Annotated in this window: 13 protein-coding genes; 8 read left to right on the plus strand and 5 right to left on the minus strand. The window is 36.8% G+C overall.

The annotated features are described in order from the left end of the window. Positions 1-181: 181 nt before the first annotated feature. Positions 182-3,271 (minus strand): efflux RND transporter permease subunit, encoded by a 3,090-nt coding sequence (locus ACIQXJ_RS00870; RefSeq protein ID WP_403048622.1) that lies wholly within the window; start codon positions 3,269-3,271, stop codon positions 182-184. A 99-nt stretch (positions 3,272-3,370) separates the two neighbouring features. On the opposite strand from ACIQXJ_RS00870, the gene ACIQXJ_RS00875 reads away from it, so the two are divergent. Continuing rightward, positions 3,371-4,204 (plus strand): TetR/AcrR family transcriptional regulator, encoded by an 834-nt coding sequence (locus tag ACIQXJ_RS00875; RefSeq protein WP_403048625.1) that lies wholly within the window; start codon positions 3,371-3,373, stop codon positions 4,202-4,204. Positions 4,205-4,610: 406 nt separating this feature from the next. On the opposite strand, the gene rnjA is transcribed toward ACIQXJ_RS00875, so the two are convergent. Both rnjA and ACIQXJ_RS00885 read right to left on the minus strand, forming a co-directional pair. Next, entirely contained in the window at positions 4,611-6,278 is a 1,668-nt protein-coding gene (gene rnjA, locus ACIQXJ_RS00880) for a ribonuclease J1 (RefSeq protein ID WP_401009620.1), read from the minus strand. A gap of 5 nt (positions 6,279-6,283) precedes the next feature. Continuing rightward, positions 6,284-6,493, minus strand: a complete 210-nt coding sequence (locus ACIQXJ_RS00885) for a DNA-dependent RNA polymerase subunit epsilon (RefSeq protein ID WP_340826084.1) — start codon at positions 6,491-6,493, stop codon at positions 6,284-6,286. Positions 6,494-6,931: 438 nt separating this feature from the next. On the opposite strand from ACIQXJ_RS00885, the gene ACIQXJ_RS00890 reads away from it, so the two are divergent. Continuing rightward, on the plus strand, positions 6,932-7,702 hold the full coding sequence (locus ACIQXJ_RS00890) for a Cof-type HAD-IIB family hydrolase (RefSeq protein WP_403048628.1): 771 nt from the start codon (positions 6,932-6,934) through the stop codon (positions 7,700-7,702). A 179-nt stretch (positions 7,703-7,881) separates the two neighbouring features. Here the strand turns inward: ACIQXJ_RS00890 and ACIQXJ_RS00895 are convergent, their stop codons facing one another. Then, the gene (locus ACIQXJ_RS00895; protein WP_403048631.1) at positions 7,882-8,646 is read right to left on the minus strand and encodes a DeoR/GlpR family DNA-binding transcription regulator; all 765 of its coding nucleotides are present in this window, start codon (positions 8,644-8,646) and stop codon (positions 7,882-7,884) included. 147 nt (positions 8,647-8,793) lie between these two features. Here ACIQXJ_RS00895 and ACIQXJ_RS00900 point away from each other — a divergent pair, with 147 nt between their 5' ends. The 5 genes from ACIQXJ_RS00900 to phnX are packed head-to-tail and all read left to right on the plus strand — an operon-like array spanning position 8,794 to position 14,043. Continuing rightward, positions 8,794-9,546 (plus strand): ABC transporter ATP-binding protein, encoded by a 753-nt coding sequence (locus ACIQXJ_RS00900; protein WP_403048634.1) that lies wholly within the window; start codon positions 8,794-8,796, stop codon positions 9,544-9,546. Next, on the plus strand, positions 9,539-11,167 hold the full coding sequence (locus ACIQXJ_RS00905) for an ABC transporter permease subunit (RefSeq protein WP_403048637.1): 1,629 nt from the start codon (positions 9,539-9,541) through the stop codon (positions 11,165-11,167). Before ACIQXJ_RS00900 ends, ACIQXJ_RS00905 begins: the two co-directional genes overlap by 8 nt. Continuing rightward, the gene (locus ACIQXJ_RS00910; RefSeq protein WP_403048640.1) at positions 11,167-12,150 is read left to right on the plus strand and encodes an extracellular solute-binding protein; all 984 of its coding nucleotides are present in this window, start codon (positions 11,167-11,169) and stop codon (positions 12,148-12,150) included. Before ACIQXJ_RS00905 ends, ACIQXJ_RS00910 begins: the two co-directional genes overlap by 1 nt. A gap of 14 nt (positions 12,151-12,164) precedes the next feature. Beyond that, complete coding sequence (gene phnW / locus ACIQXJ_RS00915) at positions 12,165-13,265, plus strand: 2-aminoethylphosphonate--pyruvate transaminase (RefSeq protein ID WP_403048643.1); 1,101 nt, start codon at positions 12,165-12,167, stop codon at positions 13,263-13,265. Continuing rightward, complete coding sequence (gene phnX / locus ACIQXJ_RS00920; RefSeq protein ID WP_403048646.1) at positions 13,255-14,043, plus strand: phosphonoacetaldehyde hydrolase; 789 nt, start codon at positions 13,255-13,257, stop codon at positions 14,041-14,043. Before phnW ends, phnX begins: the two co-directional genes overlap by 11 nt. Positions 14,044-14,364: 321 nt before the next feature. Here phnX and def read toward each other — a convergent pair whose 3' ends face one another. Next, positions 14,365-14,922, minus strand: coding sequence for a peptide deformylase (def, locus tag ACIQXJ_RS00925; RefSeq protein WP_403048649.1), 558 nt, complete (start codon positions 14,920-14,922; stop codon positions 14,365-14,367). Positions 14,923-15,317: 395 nt separating this feature from the next. Between def and pdhA the strand changes: the two genes are divergently transcribed. After that, a complete protein-coding gene (pdhA, locus tag ACIQXJ_RS00930) occupies positions 15,318-16,433 on the plus strand; it encodes a pyruvate dehydrogenase (acetyl-transferring) E1 component subunit alpha (protein ID WP_401021436.1) in 1,116 nt (371 codons plus the stop codon). Position 16,434 lies beyond the last annotated feature (1 nt).

Genomic DNA, 16,434 nt, shown 5'->3' on the forward strand with positions numbered 1-16,434 from the left:
CAATCGATGAGGGCAGGTATTCAATTAATACCCTTCGCCTCAATAGAAGTTTCCATTATTTCAAATGGACCTTGGATTTCCGACGTGAAAGGGGAGGTTCGAGAACGGAAAACAATGGTTACGAAGACGATAAAAAAGGGCACTCCATTATGGGGTGCCCTTTTAGCATTGCGACTATTAATTAATTTTCTTCTATATCTTTACGATTTTTCTTTAACATTTTAGATAGCATTTCATACACAATTGGTACGACTACTAATGTTAATAATGTTGAAGATAATAAACCACCGATTACTGTAATTGCAAGGTCTTTAGAGATTAATCCGCTACCACCATTACCTAGTGCCATTGGAATCATCGCGCCAATCGTTGCAATGGCAGTCATTAAAATTGGACGTAGACGCGTTGCACCTGCCTCTAAAATTGCTTCACGCATACCCATTCCATCACGTTCCATATGGATAATGCGGTCGACAAGTACAATGGCATTTGTGACAACGATACCTATTAACATCAATAGACCCATCATAACTGAAACAGAAATCGTTTGATTCGTTACATATAAGCCAACAAATGCACCGATTACTGCAAACGGTAATGAGAAGAGGATAGCAAATGGCGCTAAACCTTCACCAAACGTTACGACAAGAATAAAGTAAACAATGGCAATTGCTGCTAACATAGCAACTCCAAGTTGTGTGAATGTTTCTTGCATATCTGCTGCCACACCTGATACGCCTGTTGTCACACCTTTAGGTAAATCTAACTTATCGATTTTTTTATCAGCTGCAGAAGTTGCTTTTGAAATATCATCGCCAATAATTGTGGCAGATACTGTTGCAAAGTATTCACCTTTTGAGCGTGATAATGAATTAAGCGTTGTTCCTTCTTCAACATCTACTAATTCACCGATTGTCATCGTTGTACCTAAAGCTGTTTTAATTTCTGTTTTTAAAATATCATCGATTGATAAAGCTGCTGTCTTTGCATCGCGTTGGACAATGACGTTAATATCTTTACCGTCACGTTCTACGGTTGTTAACACTTCTTGTGATGCTGTAGAATTTAACGCCATGACGATTTGAGCTGTTGTTAAACCATATTGTAAAACATTTTTTTGCTCTACTTTTAAAACATGCTCTACATAAGGGTCTTCATAATCAGATTTAACATCCTCTAAGCCCTTAACATCATTTAATGTTCCTTCAACGTCTTTTACTGCGCTACGTAGATTATCTAAGTTTTCACTGTATAATGTGTAGCTAACTTCATTTGAGGACATAGACATTGATGAGAAGTTTTGGCTTTTCCATTCACCTGATTGCTCTAGATTAAATACATAGTCTTCCACTTCTTCACGTGCTGCAGGGAAGTCCTTCATATCTGGGTCAAAGATGAGGTACATTAATGCACCACCAGCTCCGCCACCCATCATCATTGCTGATGGATCAGCATTTGTAGCATCTGTAATGGAAACTTGTAAAATATCAACATCTTTACGTTTCATTAATTCTTTTTCGACTGTTGCAACATTTGCTTCTGTTTCATCATTTAACTCACCAGTTCCAGGTGTATATGTTAAATACATCACCTTTTCTTCTTGAGATCCCATGAAACTAAAGCCGATTAATGGTGTTAAGGCAAGTGAGCCAACAAGCATTAAAATCGCAATCGTAGAAGTAATAATTTTATGATTTAACGCTTTTTCTAGTACACCTCTGTACCAAGTAGCTAGTTTACCAACTTCTTGATGTTGGCTTTCTTTTTTCTCTCCATATATTTTTTTACGGAATAAGAAATGAGATAAAGCTGGTACAATTGTAATCGCTACTAATAATGATGCGCCTAATGCAAATGTCATTGTTAATGCAAATGGCATGAATAATTCACCAACCATACCGCCTACAAACATAAGTGGGGCAAATACCGCTACCGTAACTAATGTAGAAGACAAGATTGGTTTAAACATTTCAATTGTCGCTTCACGAATAAGTGCGCGACCCGTTAATTTTTCTTGTTTCAAATGGATACGTCGATAAATATTTTCTACTACGACTATGGAGTCATCAATAACGCGCCCAATGGCAACGGTGATTGCACCAAGTGTCATAATATTTAACGTAATATCCATCCAGTTTAATAATAGTAAAGCCATGAAAACAGAAACTGGAATAGAGATAATTGAAATAATTGTTGATTTGAAATCGCGTAAGAATAGTAAAATAATTAATACAGCGATTGCGCCACCGAATACTGCTTTTTCAATCATTGTGAAGACTGAATCTTCAATTGGCGCACCTTGGTCAAGTGAGATATCCACTTTTAAGCCGTCAATTCTTTTTTCTTCATCTTTAATAAGGTCTTTTACTGCATTTACAACAGTTACAGTATTTGCATCTTGACCTTTCACGATTTGAATCGCAATTGCATCTTTACCATTTGTGCGTGAAACGGATTGTACTTTACCTTCAACTTCAATCGTTGCAATATCACCTAAGCGAACGAAAGGAGAAGGTTGTGTAGCTGAAGGTGTGACTGGTATTAATAAATCTTTTAATTCGTCGATAGTTTTAACTTTACCATCAACGGAAACCGCCTGTTCACCAACTGTAAATTGATATAAACCAAGCGATAATGACATATCACTTGCTTGGATCATTTGCTTGACGCTATCCTCTGTTAAGCCGAGAGCAGCCATTTTTTCTTCGTCATATTTAAACGAAACTTGTTCAATATGCTGACCAGTAATAGTTGCAGAAGCAACACCGTCGATTTTTTCGATTTTAGGAAGTAATAAATCTTCTACTGTTGATGTCAGTTCAACTATATCTTCCTTAGAACTACTTACTGATAATGCGACAACAGGCATCATGTTCATACTAATTGCCATAATTGTAGGTTCTTGTGCACCCTCAGGAAGTTTCACATTATCTAAAGCTGATTCTAACTGGCGTTTTTTCTCATCCATATCAATGCCGTAGTCATATTCAACTTGAACTTGTGCAATGTTGGATGAAGAAGTAGAATAAACTGCCTTAACATCCTCTAAACTTTCGATTGATTTTTCAAATGGAATGGAAAGTTCATTCATGACTTGTTCAGGCGTTGCACCTGGATAAACGCCCATTACAATTAAGTATGGAATCGATATATCAGGGATTGATTCCATTTTCATTCTTGTACCTGAATAAATACCTGAGACAGTGATGATAATTGTTAATAACCACACTGCCAATTTGTTCTTCAATACAAAATTAACTAAACCTTTCACCTTCACACCTACCCTTTATTGACTTACTAGATTCAATTATTTATAATAATGACTAATCGGTCATTTGTCAATGAAATGCATTAGGAGAGATTTGAAAATATGTCAAAAAAGCAACTGATTATGGAGAAAGCATTAGAACTGTTTTCTGAACAAGGCTTTGAAGCAACATCTGTACAGCAAATTACAGAGCGCTGCGGGATTTCTAAAGGGGCATTTTATTTGTCTTTTAAAACAAAAGATGAACTTCTTTTTTCAATGGTTGACTACTACCTACAGCAATTTATAGCGGATATTGACCAAGTAGTCAGAAGCACGAACAAAAAAGATGTAGTGTTGGTAGATTTTTATAAAGGTATTTTTCAAACGTTTAAAAAACATGCAGCTTCTTCGCGTGTGTTCTTTAATGAAAAGGTATTTCTTACAAAAAAAGAGCTGTTTCATAAAGTGAGTGCCTATGAAGCGGATATGTCGAAGTTTATCGTCCAAATGCTTGAACAACTTTATCGAGAAGAGCTGCAAGAGACAAAATATGATGTGATGTATTGTGTAAAAGGATTTGTGAAAGGCTATGCCGAGCTGTTTATGTTCTCAAATTTGCCGCTTGATCTAGATCAATTGGCAAAATCATTAGCAGAAAAGACAGATATTATTGCACGTCATACCACAATTCCTTTTATTACTGAGGAACTTGCTCAAATTGTAGCAAGACCCTGTGCAGAGAAAGTTACGCAACAATCGCTATTGCAGTTAATCGAACAAAACATCCAGAACATAGAGCCATCTATTGAACGTGAATCATTGGAGCTGTTAAAAAATCAAGTAGAGCAACAAACATACAGTAAACCGATTATCAAAGGACTAATTGAAAACATCCGCCTACAGTCAGGATGTCAATGGATCGCATATGTACTAGAGAAATATTTCCAATTTTAAACATTGAAATAGAATTGTTCACACGTAAGTTATAGTGGGCGATTCTATTTTTTGAAATTGTATTGAACAGGATGTTTCATTTCGAAAAGGGGGAGAGGAATCGTGTTGTTATTACTATATACGTAAATTGTTAAAGGAGGTTTCAAAATTTTAGAAATTTATTAAATTAAATTTCAACTGAAACAAAAAAGCTAACTCTAGCTTGCAGAGTTAAAAAAGCCACATCATGAAAAAAATGCTGGTGAATTTACGTATCCTAAATTTAAGGAGGTCAAACTACATCTGACAAAATTAAAGCGGGGGAGCTTAGCATATTACGAACTCTAATAATTTCATGCAAATAAAATAGAATATATATACATAAAAGAAGCTACGCAAATAATGCGTAGCTTCTTAATTTGAAAGATTATACTTCCATAATAATCGGTAAAATCATCGGACGACGTTTAGTTTTCTCAAATAAGTAAGGTCCTAAAACATCAGTAATTTCATTTTTAAGCTCAGTCCATTGTGGCGTTTTGCCTTGAATTGTTTCGTTAAGATGACGGTTCAGCATTTTTTGTGCTTCATTGATCATTGTGCCTGATTCACGCATATAAACAAAGCCACGTGAAATAATGTCAGGACCTGAAACAATTTTTTGGTTTTCCATATCTACGCTCACAACAACTATTACTAAGCCTTCTTCAGATAGTATACGACGGTCGCGTAGTACAATATTGCCAATATCTCCAATACCGTTACCATCAATATAGACATCACCAGAAGGGATGCGACCTGCAACATGTGCTTCATTTGCACTTAATGCCAGTACATCACCATTTTCCATAACGAAAGTATTTTCAAGTGGAACATCACAATCTTCTGCTAAATGCGTATGCATTTTTAACATACGGAATTCACCGTGGATAGGCATAAAGAATTTTGGCTTCATTAATCGTAGCATTAGCTTTTGTTCTTCTTGCGATCCATGACCAGATGTATGGATATTATTTAATGCACCGTGAATTACTTCAGCGCCAGCACGGAAAAGTAAATTAATGATTTTATTTACGCTAACCGTATTACCTGGTACAGGTGAAGAAGAGAAGATAACAGTGTCCCCAGGCTGGATTTGAATTTGACGGTGTGTACCATTGGCAATACGAGAGAGTGCTGCCATTGGTTCACCTTGCGAGCCTGTACATAAAATCATCACTTCGTTGGCAGGTAAACGGTTAATGCTTTGGGCATCAATGAATGTATCTTTTGGTGCGTTGATGTAGCCAAGTTCACGGCCGATGGTAATGGCATTATCCATAGATCGACCGAATACAGCGATTTTTCGTCCGTACTTAATGGCAGCATCTGTTGCTTGCTGTAAGCGGTGAATATTTGATGCGAACGTTGCGAAAATAATACGACTATCAACCTTGCGGAAGATTTCGTCAATACTTTTCCCAACTGTACGTTCAGACATCGTGAAATTTGGTTTTTCAGCATTGGTACTATCAGATAGTAAGCACAGCACACCGTCACGACCTATTTCAGCCATTTTTGTTAAGTTTGCTGGCTCGCCTACTGGAGTAAAGTCGAATTTAAAGTCACCTGTATGCACGATATTGCCAGGAGGTGTTTTTACGACGATACCATAAGCATCTGGAATACTATGCGTTGTTCTAAAGAAGCTTACAGATGTTTTTCTAAATTTAATAACATCATCTTCTTTAATTTCGATTAGTTTAGTTGTACGTAGTAAACCATGCTCTTCAAGTTTGTTGCGCAATAAGCCAAGTGCAAGCTTACCACCATAAACAGGAACATTCACTTGACGTAGTAAATAAGGGATACCACCAATATGGTCTTCGTGTCCGTGTGTTATAAATAACCCTTTAATTTTATCGACGTTTCGTACTAAATACGTGTAATCAGGAATAACATAGTCAATTCCGAGTAAATCGTCTTCTGGAAATTTTATTCCGGCGTCAATTAAGATGATTTCATCTTGAAATTGGACGCCGTAAGTGTTTTTGCCGATTTCGCCCAGTCCGCCGAGCGCGAAAACAGCTGCTTGGTCATTTTTAACAAACTTCATGTTTGTTAAATTTCCTCCAAGATGAAGTTCGGACTTGCTTGTTCGTAGTCTAAATAGTTACCTTCAAGCAATTGAATGAACTCAATGTTGTAATGACGGTCTTGTAACTTTTGACGTACTTCACGTTCTGAAGCAGCTTCAAGGTATAGACTTTTAGTGTTTTCGCGAACTGGAATCTCATTTGCTTTTTCTTGATAATAAACTTTGTAAATCATAGTTTGCTCTCCTTTAATTGCGTACATTATTATTGCAGATTTGGCTATTACCACACACGTACTACAAGAAAAAACCGCGAATTTCTAGTATACTTCAAACTAATAAAGAAATGAGCGTTTGAATTTCTTGTATCTCAATACTTTAATCTTGCACTTTTCATAAAGGCAATGAGACAGTGGTTGCGCATAGACAAATAAATGCATTTCCTTTATATTATCACGCGGCTACTTTAAAATAAAGAAAAGCCCTTCAAATAATGAAGGGCAAATGTTAGGCAATTGATTTTTTTCCGAGTACGCCGCGAAGTTGCTTCAACAATTTTTGCTTTAGTTTCTTCAGCATGGCACATCACTCCTTAGGATCATTATAATTAAAAACGATACCTGTGTAAAGTATTTTGCCTTTGCAACATAATACATAAAGAAAGGAATTATGGAATGAATAAAATTTTATTTTTTGATGTAGATGGAACACTTTATAACAGTGAAAAAATATTGCCAGCTTCAGCAAAGGAAGCGTTATTAGAAGCGCGTCGTAGAGGCTATGAGATTGCAATTGCCACTGGACGTGCACCGTTTATGATTCAATCATTGTTAGAAGAGCTTGATATTAATACGTATGTGACCTTCAATGGACAGTACGTTGTTTATCGTGGCGAGGTTGTCTATACAAATGGTGTTGAAAAAGATGAGTTAGCGAAAATTATTGCCTTTGGTGAAGCGCGAAACGAACCAGTTGTTTTTTTAGACGACAAGCGAATGATCGCGTCAGTTGGAGGGCATAACATGGTATCCGAAAGTCTCGATACTTTAAAATACCCATATCCAGAACTAGACTCATCTTATTATATGCAGAACGATGTTTATCAAACACTGATCTTTATGGAAGAGAAAGATGAACATTTGTATTGCGAAGCTTTTCCAAATGTCCAGTTTGTACGTTGGCATCAATATTCTTGTGATATTTTGCCTAAAGGAGGCTCGAAGGCTGCAGGAATCGAAAAAGTGCTCACAAAAATGGGCCTAACGTTAGATGATGCAATTGCTTTTGGGGATGGTATTAATGATATTGAAATGTTAGAGGCTGTTGGCATGAGCATAGCGATGGGAAATGGACATGAAAGAGTAAAGGCAGTTGCCTCACATATTACAGATCATGTAGATGCGGACGGTCTTGCGAAAGCAATGCGTTATCTAAAGATTATATAAGTGCCAGGCACCTAAACAATTCTGAATTTTACCCCTAAAATATATTTATAAATCCAATAAGACTCCTGCGGGAACGCACGTAACGTAAGTCACAACAGTCTTCGCGTTAGCGAGGGTTGCGGCTTACGTCGTGCCCGCTAGAGTGTCAGGCACCCGAACAATTCTGAATTTTTTACACTTTAGGACCCGACCTCAACAACCTCCAGTTTAATTCCTGCCTCAGTATACTGCTTTAGCGTATCTTTAGAGAGTTTGTTATCGGTAATAATCATGTCGACCTGATCTAACGGGCACACTTGAATCGCGACATCTTTATTAAATTTAGAAGAATCCGTTGCAACATAAACTGTTTGCGATATATTAATGAGCTGTTTCCTCGTCATCGCCTCTTCTATACTGAAATCGGATATTCCTTTTTCAAGCGTTACTCCACTTGCGCATATAAACGCCTTATTAATATTCAGATGCTCGAAACGGAAAAGAAAATCATTAGAAGTGACCGACTTTTCTGAATGACGTATCTTCCCACCAATAATCATTACTTCAATATTGGAACCGATTAAATCAAATGCCACAGGTAGAGAATTCGTAACAACTGTTAGTTTTTCCTTTCCTAAAAGAAATGGCGTCATCTGATAGGTTGTTGTGCCACTATCAATAAATATACAATCACCATCCTCTACTAAAGATGCGCAAGTTTTTGCGATAGCGATTTTTTCTGTTAGTTGCTGCGTTAATCGATTGTCCATTAGCCCTTCGACAGGTTCAATATATTTTACGCCCCCATAAAACTTCTCAATTTTCTTCTCTTGCACAAGTATTTGAATATCTCTTCGTATAGTTTCCATTGATACATTGAATTCTTTTGTCAAGGTAACTAATTTCACTACCTTATTATTGCGTACGTATTGCAAAATATGTTGCTGCCTTTCTAATGTATACATTTAATCACCTCTATTAGTTATTTACTCAAAGTGGTAATAACTTTGTCAATAGTTGGTCAGGATTTACTCAAAATTTACACAAATATGTTATTTCCCTTTACAAATTGCCACTATACTGTGAGTAACAACTCAAAAGGAGTGAGCGATTTGTTGGAACTAAGAAATATTTCAAAAAGCTATAAAAATAAAAAAGTTTTAAAAGATATAAATTTAACGATTGGCTCAGGAGAAATAGTTTCTTTATTGGGGCCGAGTGGTTGTGGCAAAACAACATTACTCAACATTGTTCTAGGTCTTACAGAACAAACGAATGGGCAACTTTTTTACAATGGACAAGATATATCGAAACAATCCATGCAGGAACGAGGATTTAATATCGTTTTCCAAGATTTCGCGTTGTTCCCACATTTAAATGCTTACGACAATATCGTGTATGGCTTAAAAAATAAAAAACAGCAAATGACAAAAGGTGAGATACAAGAGTATGTTGATTTTTTAGAATTAGCTCCACATTTACATAAGAAGATTCACGAATTATCAGGCGGGCAGAAACAGCGTGTATCAATTGCTAGAACACTCGTGATGCAACCGAAAATATTATTACTAGATGAACCATTAAGTGCTCTTGATGGGGTAATCAAGGAATCGATTAAAGAGCGCATTAAGTCGATTGCAAGGCAATTTAATCTAACGACAATTATCGTGACCCATGATCCTGAAGAGGCGCTTACGTTATCAGATAAAGTACTAATTATTAATGAGGGCACTGTTTCACAATATGGTACACCTCATGAAATATTAAAAACACCAAAAAATCAATTTATCGAAGATTTTATCTTAAGGCAACTTCACATTAAACGTCATAACATCTACCAACTGTTTGGAGAATCCTATGCTTAAAACTAATAAAATGGTGAAAATTTTGTTTATGCCCATTGCATTCTTTTTTCTCTTCTTTTTAATTGTGCCTTTACTTTATATGTTTTGGCAGTCCTTGAAAAAAGGCAATAGCATAACGTTACAAAACTATGGAGAAGCATTACAGAGTGCAGAAATACGTGAAGCTTTTCTCAATAGTTTTCAAGTGTCATTAGTAGCTGCTGTTATCACAACCTGTTTAGCGTTTGCATTGGCTTATGCATTACATTTTACGACGATGAATCAGCTTGTTAAAAAACTTGTGCATGTAGGCATAACATTGCCGATGTTGTTGCCGACAATCACCTATGGTTTTGTATTGATTTATACATTTGGCAATCAAGGCATTCTTACAAAATTAGTAGGTCAGCCTATAGTGACTATTTATGGATTTAATGGATTGTTAATTGGATATGTGCTCTATACATTACCTGTTGCTTTTATTTTGATGCAAAATTCCATGCAGTACATCGATAAACGGTTTATGCTCGTTTCCATGCTGATGCATGATAGACCGTCACGTCGATTTTACCATACCGTACTTCGTCCAATGCTAGGAACAATTGGTGGAGCTTTTATATTAACGTTTATTTTAAGCTTTACAGACTTTGGTATACCGGCTTCGGTAGGTGGAAGTTATAAAGTGATCGCTACAGAGCTTTATCAAGCAATGCTTGGCTCTATTGTGCGATTTGAGCAAGGGTCAGTAATTTCTGTATTGATGCTTGTGCCTGCTGTACTTGGTATCGTGATGCTAAGTTTGCTAGATCGATTTAATTTTCAATACAAGCACGCTAGTCAAAGTGAGCTAGTAGTACATCGTCTGCGCGATAGTACATTTACAGTTCTTTCATTACTATGTGTGAGTACGATTTTTATCATCTTCTCGACAATGTTCATTGTTCCATTTACAAAAGGGTATCCATATGACTTTAGCTTCACATTGGAACATATACAAAATGTTTTAGCAGAAAAAAATCTAACTAGAGTTTATTTGAATTCACTTATCGTTGCCTTCTTTACAGCCGTTTTAGGTGTTTGTATAGCATTTATTTCAGCTCTTCTAAATGTCAGAACGCCACTGAAAGGAAGAAAAACGATAGATATTATGTCAATGGTTACGAACACTGTGCCAGGGATGGTTCTTGGCCTTTCTTATTTGTTTTTCTTTAATGGAAGTTCGCTAAAGGGGACCTTCTTCATTATTATTGCCTATACTGTCGTTCATTTTTTCACAACACCGTATTTGATGGCGAAAAACTCCTTGCAAAAAATGGACCCTACATGGGAAGTAACTGGGGAATTGTTAAAAGACTCCTGGATTCAAACAGTGGTGCGCGTTATTTTACCGAATATTCGCCCTACTATTTTTCAAATGTTTAGCTACTATTTTTTAAATGCCATGGTGACTGTTAGTGGGGTAATTTTCCTTGTCAGTACGAAAACAATGCTTGTCTCCACGCGCATAAAAGAACTTCAGCATTTTGCAAAGTATACAGATATTTTTGTACTCTCCATTTTTATTTTATGCACAAACCTCATTGTGAAATTAGGTTGTGACTATATAACAACAACTAAAGAAAAGGTTAAGGAGATGGAATGATGAAAAAATCAACAATTATGATGTTAGGTACTGTTAGTTCTGCAATTGTATTAGCTGCATGTGGCAGTGCGGAGGCTGATGCAAATAAACAAGTAATCATTTATTCGAATGCAGATGATGAAGCAATTGAGGTAATGCAAGCGACATTAGATAAGAAAGGCTATGAAGACAAGTATATTATCCAATCATTTGGGACATCTGAATTAGGTGGGAAAATGATGGCGGAAGGTACTGATATTGAAGCGGATGTTGTAACGATGGCTTCGTATTTTATAGAAAGTGCTCAAACATCTAAATCAATGTTTGTTGACCTTTCCTCTGACTTAAAGCCAATAGATGGTGGATCAACCTATGCATTACCGATTTTAGGGAATGTAGGATCTATTTTTATCAATACAGATTTATTGGCACAAAAAGGGCTACCTGTGCCGAAAACAATAAAGGATTTAACGAACCCTGATTATAAAGATTTAGTTTCATTTCCTAATATTCTAGACTCATCTACAGGTTGGTTATTAGTACAAGCGATTATGAATGAATACGGAGAAAAAGAAGGGAAGCAAGTATTAGCGGATTTAATTAAAAATGCTGGTCCTCATATTGAAAGCTCTGGCTCTGGTCCTATTAAAAAGGTGAAAACAGGTGAAGTGGCAGCTGGGTTTGGTTTACGTATTCAAGCAATTGATGCGAAAAATGAGGGCTTACCAATTGACTATATTGACCCAACTGAGGGCAACTTTACGTTAACAGAATCTGTTGCTGTTGTAGATAAAGAGGGCGATGAAGCGTTGGCAATTGAAATGGCAAAGGTAATTGCGACAGAGGCACGAGCAGATTTGTTGAAACAATATCCGGTAGCGCTTTATGAAGGTGAGCAAGTAGATGATGAATACGTTCCACAGTATTTGAAAAAGTGGGATACGACTTTAACTGTCGATTTATTAGAAAAACATCAAGCATTCTTTAAAGAGGCACAACAATAAAGGAGCATAAAGACATGAATAACTACAAATTATTAACACCAGGTCCATTAACAACAACAGAAGCAGTAAAAAAGGAGATGTTAATGGATCGCTGTACATGGGATGACGACTATAAGCAAGTTACACAAACAATACGTAAAAAGTTAGTAGAACTAGCGCAAGTAGATGAAACAAATTATTCAGCCGTGCTAATGCAAGGAAGTGGAAGCTTCGTTGTTGAGTCTGTACTAACGACTACTATTTGTGACCTTGATAAAGTCCTTATTTTAACAAATGGTGCATATGGGGAACGAATAGTAGAAATGGCGAAAGCCCTTCAATTACAGCATGTTGTTTATTGTGTACCGTATAATGAGCAACCATCCCCTTTAGAAGTGCGAAATATACTAGAAAATGATCCTACTATTACACATGTCGCTGTTGTACATTGTGAGACAACAACGGGGATATTAAATCCCATTGATGAAATAGGAAAAGTTGTTCAATCGTTCAATAAAATATTTATTGTAGATGCGATGAGTAGCTTTGGTGGTGTGCCGATGGATTTGTCAAACGGTCAAATTGACTTTTTAATAAGTAGTGCTAACAAATGTATTCAAGGCGTTCCGGGTTTTGGATTTGTCATTGCGAAAATTGAAGCGTTAGAACAATGTAAAGGGATAGCTAAAAGTGTTGCATTAGATTTATATAGTCAATGGCAAGTGATGAAAGTAGATGGTAAATGGCGTTTTACATCCCCGACACATGTTGTAGCGGCTTTTGCCAAGGCACTTGAGGAACTAGCTGAAGAAGGTGGAGTTGAGGCGCGCTACAAACGCTATGCTAAAAACAATCTAATGCTGCGTGAAAGATTGTCGGAATGTGGATTTAAGGCTTACATTTCTGAGGAAGTTCAATCACCTATTATTACAACGTTTTTATATCCTTATGAAGCATTTTCTTTTGATCATTTCTATCATGAGATCAAACAAGCTGGCTTTGTTATTTATCCAGGGAAATTAACTGAATTCGATACATTCCGAATTGGGAATATAGGGGATGTTCACGAGGAAGATATTAATGCATTATGCAATGTTATTGAAAACTATATGGCGGTGAAAAATAATGAAAATTGAAGCGGTAATTTTAGATTGGGCAGGTACGGCGGTTGACTTCGGATGTTTTGCTCCAGTAAATGTTTTTCTTACAATTTTTGAAGATGCAGGTGTAACGGTGACGCTGGAAGAAGCGCGTAAACCTATGGGGATGTTAAAAATTGATCATATTCGAACAATGCTTGAAATGGCTAGAATAAGTGAGGCTTGGGAACAAGTATATGGACGTGCCTATACAGAACATGATGTACAAGCGTTATATTCGCAGTTTGAAACGAAGTTAATGGAATCACTAGCAATGTACACTGATCCAATCCCATATGTAATAGAAACGGTTAATCATTTAAAACAGGCAGGAATAAGCATAGGCTCTACAACAGGCTATACTAAATCTATGATGGAAGTAGTGACACATCACGCTCAGGAAAAAGGGTATAAGCCTGATTTTTTAGTCACGCCAACTGACGTAGGAGATATAGGGCGTCCGTATCCTTATATGATTTTTAGAAATATCGAGGAGCTTGGTGTGAAAGCAACAAAGCAAATTGTTAAAGTTGGGGACACTACTTCAGATATTCAAGAGGCTCTCAATGCTGGCGTTTGGGCTGTCGGTGTCATCATCGGTAGTTCAGAAATGGGTTTAACGGAACAGGAATTTATGGGCTTATCTGATGAAGAGCAAGTCGCTGTAATCGAAAGAACCAAAGCTATTTTTGAAGAAGTGGGCGCGCATTATACTGTCCAAACAATGGAAGAGCTACCTGCACTAATAGAAAAGATTAATGAACGATTAGTTTAAAATTAGCTTCTAGCAAAAATATAAAAGAAAAAAAGTGTTAGATTGACTGCAGTCAATCTAACACTTTTTGCTATTGGTGTCCGCTACGGCGGTTGCTTTCCGCGGGCACACACGGAAGCCGCAACCGTCGCTATCGTGCCGACTGTTGCTGCTTACGCTGCGTGCGTTCCCACAGGAGTCACCGCCTTCGCTACCATCAACTAATGCCCTCTGCAAAATATTATCTATTGCAAAAGAGAGGGACTAGCTAAGTTCTTCTTAATAATATTTAATTGACGAACACTTTGCCTTTGATGAGTCAGCGTTTCGAAGAAGCTTATCTTAGTCACGTTCATAAGGAATAGCGTTTGGAATTTCTGCAAATGGATTTTTTTCATTGATACGATCATAAAACATGACGCCATTTAAATGGTCTAATTCATGCTGGAATGCAATAGCTGGTAAGCCCGATAGACGCATTTTTTTCTCTTCACCGTCGATTGTTTTAAATTTCACTGTAATGCGTGCATGACGAGGCACGTAACCAGGTACATTACGATCAACAGATAAGCAACCTTCGCCAGTTGGAAGGTAGGTATTTTCAACAGAGTGGCTAACAATTTTAGGATTGATAGCAACAAAGCTAAGTTGTTCGCCGTTTTCGTCTTTCAAATGAAGAGCGAACATTCGATGTAAGCTGTTTACTTGATTAGCAGCTAAACCGATGCCACTACGCAAATCATACTTATCAGCTATTTCCGGATCTTGGCTGTTAATTAAAAATTGAAGCATATCTGCAGCAAGCTGTTTTATTTCATCAGTTAAAGGGAATAGAACTTCCTCTGTTTTTGTGCGTAGAGTCGGATGGCCTTCTCGAATAATATCATCCATTAAAATCATGAGTAAATCTTCCTTTCAATCTTTGTATTACCTTACTTATAAGTATACATCACCCGTCAAAACATGCACATGAAAAAAGACTTTATTTGAATAAACTTAAAAATATTTTATGTTGCTATTAGATTATAGAGAACTGGGGTATTCTACTATTGGTAATTATGTATTGAAACGTAATGTTTGTGCGCTTGATGAATGTTGTTGTAATACAGATTTATGTAGTTAGTAATACAGTATGGAACAGTCTGTAATAATCGTTTTTGTAGAAAAATTCTTTGGTATTAGGCGTAATATATGATTGACCGACAGTATTTTATTCAGTATACTGAGTGCTAAGAATAAGTTGTACTAGTTTAAAAGTGATTTATTTTAATACAGTTGAAAGGGAGATGTGACAAATGAGCAAGAAAAACAATAATATTTTTGATCCAAAACAAACGCTAACTGAAATCGAAGAAAAGTTTGAAATGTTTCAAATTTTGAACGAAGAAGGCGAAATTATAAATGAAGAGGCAGATCCGAAATTATCAGATGAAGAGTTAGTTGAGTTAATGACGCGTATGGTATATACACGTATTTTAGATCAACGTTCCATTTCTCTTAACCGTCAAGGTCGCTTAGGCTTCTATGCACCAACAGCAGGTCAGGAAGCATCACAACTTGCTTCTCATTTTGCATTAGAAAAAGAAGATTGGATTTTACCAGGTTACCGTGATGTACCACAAATTGTGTGGCATGGTTTACCGTTAGATAAAGCATTTTTATTCTCACGTGGTCACTTCTTGGGGAATCAAGTTCCTGAAGGCGTAAACGTACTAGCTCCACAAATCATTATTGGTGCTCAATATATCCAAGCTGCTGGGGTGGCACTTGGTATTAAAAAACGAGGTAAAAAAGCAGTAGCAATTACTTATACAGGTGATGGTGGTTCATCACAAGGTGATTTCTATGAAGGTTTAAACTTTGCTGGTGCATTTAAAGCGCCTGCAATTTTCATCGTACAAAATAACCAATTCGCGATTTCAACACCACGTGAATTACAAACAGCTGCAAAAACAATTGCACAAAAAGGTATTGCAGCAGGTATTCCAAGTATTTTAGTTGATGGTATGGATGCGCTTGCAGTTTATGTTGCAACTCGTGATGCACGTGAACGCGCAATTAATGGTGAAGGTCCAACTTTCATTGAAACAATGTGTTACCGTTATGGCCCACATACTATGGCTGGGGATGACCCAACACGTTACCGTACATCAGATACAGATAACGAATGGGCTCAAAAAGATCCTCTAGTTCGTTTCCGTAAATACCTAGAGGGTAAAGGTTTATGGGATGAGAAAAAAGAAGAGGCTGTTATCGAGCGCGCGAAAGAAGAAATTAAAGACGCAATCAAAAAAGCTGATGCTGCACCTAAGCAAAAAGTTACAGAATTAATGGAAAATATGTATAAAGGCGAAATGCCATCTAATTTAAAAGAACAGTATGAAATCTACAAAGAGAAGGAGTCGAAATAAC

It is taken from the genome of Lysinibacillus sp. NPDC097868 (genome assembly GCF_044761135.1).
Classification (GTDB): domain Bacteria; phylum Bacillota; class Bacilli; order Bacillales_A; family Planococcaceae; genus Lysinibacillus.

What these genes read in the sequence shown, in the direction of transcription:
- pdhA (WP_401021436.1), top strand. Translation starts at nt 15,318, where the DNA reads ATGAGCAAGAAAAACAATAATATTTTTGATCCAAAACAAACGCTAACT.
- rnjA (WP_401009620.1), bottom strand. Translation starts at nt 6,278, where the DNA reads ATGAAGTTTGTTAAAAATGACCAAGCAGCTGTTTTCGCGCTCGGCGGA.
- def (WP_403048649.1), bottom strand. Translation starts at nt 14,922, where the DNA reads ATGATTTTAATGGATGATATTATTCGAGAAGGCCATCCGACTCTACGC.
- ACIQXJ_RS00875 (WP_403048625.1), top strand. Translation starts at nt 3,371, where the DNA reads ATGTCAAAAAAGCAACTGATTATGGAGAAAGCATTAGAACTGTTTTCT.
- phnW (WP_403048643.1), top strand. Translation starts at nt 12,165, where the DNA reads ATGAATAACTACAAATTATTAACACCAGGTCCATTAACAACAACAGAA.
- ACIQXJ_RS00910 (WP_403048640.1), top strand. Translation starts at nt 11,167, where the DNA reads ATGAAAAAATCAACAATTATGATGTTAGGTACTGTTAGTTCTGCAATT.
- ACIQXJ_RS00905 (WP_403048637.1), top strand. Translation starts at nt 9,539, where the DNA reads ATGCTTAAAACTAATAAAATGGTGAAAATTTTGTTTATGCCCATTGCA.
- phnX (WP_403048646.1), top strand. Translation starts at nt 13,255, where the DNA reads ATGAAAATTGAAGCGGTAATTTTAGATTGGGCAGGTACGGCGGTTGAC.
- ACIQXJ_RS00885 (WP_340826084.1), bottom strand. Translation starts at nt 6,493, where the DNA reads ATGATTTACAAAGTTTATTATCAAGAAAAAGCAAATGAGATTCCAGTT.
- ACIQXJ_RS00895 (WP_403048631.1), bottom strand. Translation starts at nt 8,646, where the DNA reads ATGTATACATTAGAAAGGCAGCAACATATTTTGCAATACGTACGCAAT.
- ACIQXJ_RS00890 (WP_403048628.1), top strand. Translation starts at nt 6,932, where the DNA reads ATGAATAAAATTTTATTTTTTGATGTAGATGGAACACTTTATAACAGT.